Genomic DNA, 5,206 nt, shown 5'->3' on the forward strand with positions numbered 1-5,206 from the left:
GCAGAACAACATACCTCAGGATTGTAAACCCGTAGTGGTAATGGGAGACTTATGTCCAGACCCATAGAAAATGCGATAAAGTTCGGTTTGAGTGAAAAACAGAACTGAATTTTCGTTGAAAAAGTACACGAAAGAAGCCTTCCTCTGAGAAAATTTCCGTTTTTTTGAAATCAAGTGAGACGACGGGGGCAGGTGAAATTATGAATCGCTCAATTTAGGTTAAAGTTTTAAGTTCAAAGTTTTAGGGTTAAGGCTATTAACTCACAGCCACTTAGAACTGAAAATGATTCCACCTCCTACCTTCCATCTTCCACCTTCAACGCTTAGGGCAGGAGTCGATAAATCCATATATAAGCCTGTTTCTGCGGTTTTCAGGATATCCTGATATTGAAGACCTTTGAATTACCTTGTCTAATTTGTGCGATTCTTTCTTGCACAATATAAATTATTAGTCTTTATTTGTCAAAGAAATTATTGAATCTAAATACCCCGGTTTTCTTGATGAAGACTAGCCGGGTTTTAACTTTAAACCAAAATTATGTTGCCACTCATCTTTATTTTTCAATTTCAATACAGCTCTCAAAGGGCTTCCAGTGTTCCGCTATTATCACCAACATTATCCCCGGAGTAATTATCGATTAAGCTTTTGATAGAGGTATAACTGGTCTGAGCTTTGCTTTTAATTTCAATCTGTTGGAGCTTATGAGTTGTGCTTATTGACTGTAAGGAGGATATACTATTAATCTTTGTTTTACCACTTAATTAAGACTGCCTATGAACATATGCGGGGAAAGAAACAACCCATCCCCCGACAAGCGAAGAATGGGTTGAATACGAATTAATTATTAACGGGGTTGCAGCCCCACTAATGTTACTAAGTTATGAAGAATTTTAATTTATTGATTTTATTGGTGTTTGTTTTATGTAGCTGTAGTAAAGATCCTAATGATTTTGCAGTTGAAGAACAATATGATAGTGAATTAAGTGCTGATGAGTCTTTGCTTAAGTCTCAATTATCTAAAGCAGCTTCAGTTTTGTCTCGTTTAACTTCGGTCTCTGAAGTTGAAGAAGAATTAAAGAGTATTGGAAGCACATTTGAAATTGCTGATAGTTCTTTTTCTTTAAAGGATATCTTAACCCAGGAACCTATATTGAAATCAACAGAAGATAGATTTGCGAATTTACGTGCTTGTTTTTATAAAAATAGAGATTTGAAAAGCGCAAGCCCTATTGATTCATTATTATCCTCGATTATAGACTATGATTATGTAATGTGGATGCCATATCCCTTAGAGTGGTATCCCGACGACAGACAATTTTTAACTATTGTTTCTCATCCATTGGATAATGAAGTAGAAGGAATAGGATACAGATGGATAAATGGAAAACTTGAGGAGGTTTTAGTTAATGATGATTACAATGAGGAGTATCCAGTTTTGATTGTTACCCCAAAATACCTAGCGGGTGATGATTTGAATTTAAACCTTTCTAGTAGCTTGAAAAGCAGTGTGGGCGATGAGGTCTTGCAAGTTAGGATAGGAGAATTCAGAACAAAATCAAAATTTGGAACAGGATTTTTTAAAAAGAATGTGGCTTTTGAGATACACAGGGGCAAAGGGAGGTAAATGCCGATGGTAAAACCATAACCACGAGCTGGCCGACCAAAATTGGTTTTAACGTTTCTAAAAAGCATATAAAAGCAGCTAAAAAGGGCTGGACGAAGTATAAAAATGGGGGTTGGGTATCCGTTAATGTTTTATGGGATTATAATTGGAAAAAAGGAAAAACTGAGCAGGGTTTAGTTTTAGTTTGTACTAGTTGATCTGATAAAAAAGAAACTGTAACAGTTAGTGTTTCTGCAAATGAAAAGGGCGATATAAGTGCTACGATTAAAGAAGAAACTAAGTTGAAGGTTAAAGGTAGAGTTGTTGGAAATGCAACAATTGATAGAGACGGTTTCTTGAAAATGAATAAAAGCCATTATGAGATGAAAGGCGTATGGGCTGTTCACTCAGTTCATGGGGATGTGAAATTCACAATCCCACATTCATTAAACTAACCTTTTAGGTCGCTCGTTTGGATTTGTCCAAACGAGCATAGTAGCATTTCATTGAATAAGTCAAAATGAAACTGATATTTAATGATTATTTTTATTATTTTAAAACCTTAAAACTTATATTTAATGAATCAAACATTCAGGTTATTAGTATTAACAGGAATATTTTTCCTAATATCCGCGAAGGGGTTTTCTCAATTTAGTGTTTCTTATTACTCATCTTCTCTTTCCAAGATTGGCTTAGGCTACGACTTCAACGAAAAATGGAGAACGGAGGTGAGGCTGTATAGCAATACGATTGCAGAAGATATTACCCCGGAGTTGGTGCTATGCTATAACGTGGTAAGCAAAGAACGCCACAATATTTATATCGGCATTGGAGCTAATATAAATTATTATACCGGACCCGTGCTGCCCCTTGGAGTAGAATTTCGACCTCTTGAAAAACTCGACAAATTTTCTTTGCTAATCGAGCTACAACCATCGCTTGATGTTGATCTTCACGAAGAGCTCACGCTGCAAAGCCACTGGGGATTGAGATATAGGTTCTGATAAGCTTATTGATAAGCAATATTGTTCTTTACTACCATAAAGTCAAGGTGGCTTTATGGTAGTATTCATAATATCTTCAAAATAGTGAAAGCTTTAAGATTTATGTTCAAACGATTTAAATACTATTGTTTGCTTCTTTTCTGCTTGCTTTCCTTTGCTGCTCAAGCACAAATGGCTGCTATGTTTGAGTTTGGAACGGGTTTTCAAGGCGATGAATGGATGAATTATGATGCAGGTATTGCTTTTGGCTACAGCGTAATAAAAGGAGAATCCCTAAACAATGGAGTCTCATCAACAGGATTTGTTGGGGTGAAAGTTCAGAAATTCCCTATTGTTTCGCCGGCTAGTTTAAGGAAAGAAGAGAATAAGTATAACGGACTAACAACCGACTTGTGGAACTTCCCGGTTTTCGTAGGTTTACGTTCTGCGTTTAATCTTTTTGAAGTGAAAAAAGGAACGGGAAGCTATATCGGGGTTTTTCCTGAGTGTCGCTTGTATTTTTCACCCTTTTTGCCGCGCAAGATTGATTACCTTGAACACCAAGAGTACCCCGAACCTGATATTGTGAGAAGCATAAAAGGAGAAAGGATGTCACAATGGGCTACTGGTTTTGGGGGAGGTATATATTACGGGAATCTTAATAGGGCTTTTTTAGCCCTTAAGTTTGAAACAAATAGCATCGATTCATTTGAAAGCATACGCTCGTTGGATTATAAAAAAGATGCCTTTGGTTCCCGAAGCCGTCAATTTATTATTTCCCTATCGCTTTATGGGATTATTTAGCAATATCGTCTTATAATAAAAAGTGTATATTTTCGGTGCAGCTAAATATAATGGTAAATGGAAAGGTGTTAGGTTATATATGTAATTTTATATTAAAAGTTAAGTGAAGCGTTCCGCTTTACTTAACTTTTCTAGAAAACAGGATATTTATGAAAAACATTGCGTTCTTGATTTTTTGCAGTTTTGCTACAATTGGGTTGAACGCCCAGACAAAACACTTTGTTAACTTAAGACTTGTCCAGCCGGGTATCGAATATCAATTTGGGATAAAGAATGATTTACTTGCGACCATAGATTTTGGTTTTGGAGTAACTAATCTATCCTATAATAGTGAAGATGGCATGGAGCTATATTTATCAACTCTTTCGAATCTCTCAATAAAAAAAGTCTATAACAATAATAAGGTCATAAATCGGAATAATAGTTTATTGTCATATTCCGGAGACTATTATGGGATAAGGAGTTTTATGTATAATAGAAATGTGAGCGACCATTCAGATAGTGAAAGTTTCAATTTCGCTGTTGGACCTGTTTGGGGAGTTCAGCGGTATTATAAACTGTTTTATTACCAATTTGAGGTAGGAGTAGGATATTATAATGTAAAGGGGGAGAATGATCTTGCTCCTTTAGTAAGGGTCTGTGCAGGGATAAATTTGAAACGATGGTAAAAAGTTTATTCTTCTTGTTGTGCATGTTATCCGGATTTTGTCATTCCGGCATAGCGCAGCTTAGCTACAGGTTGGAGTTAGGCGCAGGTACAAGTCCTTATTTTGATTATAATGTTGCCCAAACAGTTAGCGGTGGTGTTGGGTATAGTTTCTTTGAGGAGTTAACAGTGTTTGGAGGCATTAATATGTTCTCCCAGAGGTCTTATCTATTTTCCTTTGAGAAGGGAACTGAAGATGAGGTGTGGGAGGAAAACAGGACAGAAAGTTTTACTTCCTTCCTTTTGCAGGCCGGAATCCATCATTCATTGACCTTGAAAACTTTTACAAAAGACAGGAGCCAGTGGGAATACACCCGGATAGGAGTGTTCCCTGAAGTAAATGCATACTTCAATCCACACCTTAAACGCAAGTATAATGCCGGTGATGGCGTGGAATACAAAGCGCCGTATTCAACCCAGCTTGCTTATGGTTTTGGTGGTGGAATTTTTTATGGTGCATGGAGTAAGTACCTTGCCTTAAAGTATGAATGTAATACAATAGATAATCCGGAGAGTATCTATAAAATAGTGCCGGATATGGATAAACGCGGCAGATTTAACCATGTGATAAGCCTGATTTTTGTGTTCAGATAATATGTTCGAAGCAAAAACGTACGAAATGCACATATAGACGCACGGCCGTGCGTCTATACAATCACCGCATCATTCTAATTGCATCCGAAAACCCCTATCCAATATGACCATTTTTTGCAGGTTTCAAAAAAGAATACATCGTCAACAATCCCAAAAGTGGAACGATGATAATTTCAATCCATCAAAGAGGGAAACAGGCAACTTGTGTCAATAGCCCGATTCATCGGAGTCCGAATTCATAATGGTTTAGGAAATACAGGATTAGTTTTAATAATCAGCATTATTCTTATGCCCCTTCTGCTAAAAATTGATAAATTTGTTGCCACAATTTTACAGAAGGTATGGCCACACAAAAGAAGAACAAATCATTTCTGAAAAAATTAAGCAGTAAATACAGGTTTGCTATTTTCAATGAGCAGACCTATGAAGAGCTTTTTGTGGTCAGGCTGTCCAGATTAAACGTGTTTACCATAGTCGGCACCTTCGGCATTATTTTAATTATCCTGGTGTCAATT

Annotated in this window: 6 protein-coding genes; all 6 read left to right on the forward strand. The window is 36.7% G+C overall.

The window, feature by feature from the left end; translation table 11 throughout:
- The first annotated feature begins 881 nt into the window (after positions 1-881).
- On the forward strand, positions 882-1,625 hold the full coding sequence (locus VL047_RS02040; protein ID WP_325358012.1) for a hypothetical protein: 744 nt from the start codon (positions 882-884) through the stop codon (positions 1,623-1,625).
- 281 nt (positions 1,626-1,906) lie between these two features.
- A complete protein-coding gene (locus VL047_RS02045; protein ID WP_325358014.1) occupies positions 1,907-2,059 on the forward strand; it encodes a hypothetical protein in 153 nt (50 codons plus the stop codon).
- Positions 2,060-2,182: 123 nt separating this feature from the next.
- Positions 2,183-2,608 carry a hypothetical protein gene (locus tag VL047_RS02050; RefSeq protein ID WP_325358016.1) on the forward strand — a complete coding sequence of 142 codons (426 nt, stop codon included), beginning with the start codon at positions 2,183-2,185 and terminating at the stop codon, positions 2,606-2,608.
- A 102-nt stretch (positions 2,609-2,710) separates the two neighbouring features.
- The gene (locus VL047_RS02055; RefSeq protein ID WP_325358018.1) at positions 2,711-3,391 is read left to right on the forward strand and encodes a hypothetical protein; all 681 of its coding nucleotides are present in this window, start codon (positions 2,711-2,713) and stop codon (positions 3,389-3,391) included.
- A 149-nt stretch (positions 3,392-3,540) separates the two neighbouring features.
- Entirely contained in the window at positions 3,541-4,059 is a 519-nt protein-coding gene (locus tag VL047_RS02060) for a hypothetical protein (RefSeq protein ID WP_250723550.1), read from the forward strand.
- Complete coding sequence (locus tag VL047_RS02065; RefSeq protein WP_325358022.1) at positions 4,053-4,691, forward strand: hypothetical protein; 639 nt, start codon at positions 4,053-4,055, stop codon at positions 4,689-4,691. The genes VL047_RS02060 and VL047_RS02065 overlap by 7 nt, the downstream gene beginning before the upstream one ends.
- The last annotated feature ends 515 nt before the right edge of the window (positions 4,692-5,206 follow it).

Origin of the sequence: Albibacterium sp. (genome assembly GCF_035514885.1) — a bacterium.
Taxonomy (GTDB): Bacteria; Bacteroidota; Bacteroidia; order Sphingobacteriales; family Sphingobacteriaceae; genus Albibacterium.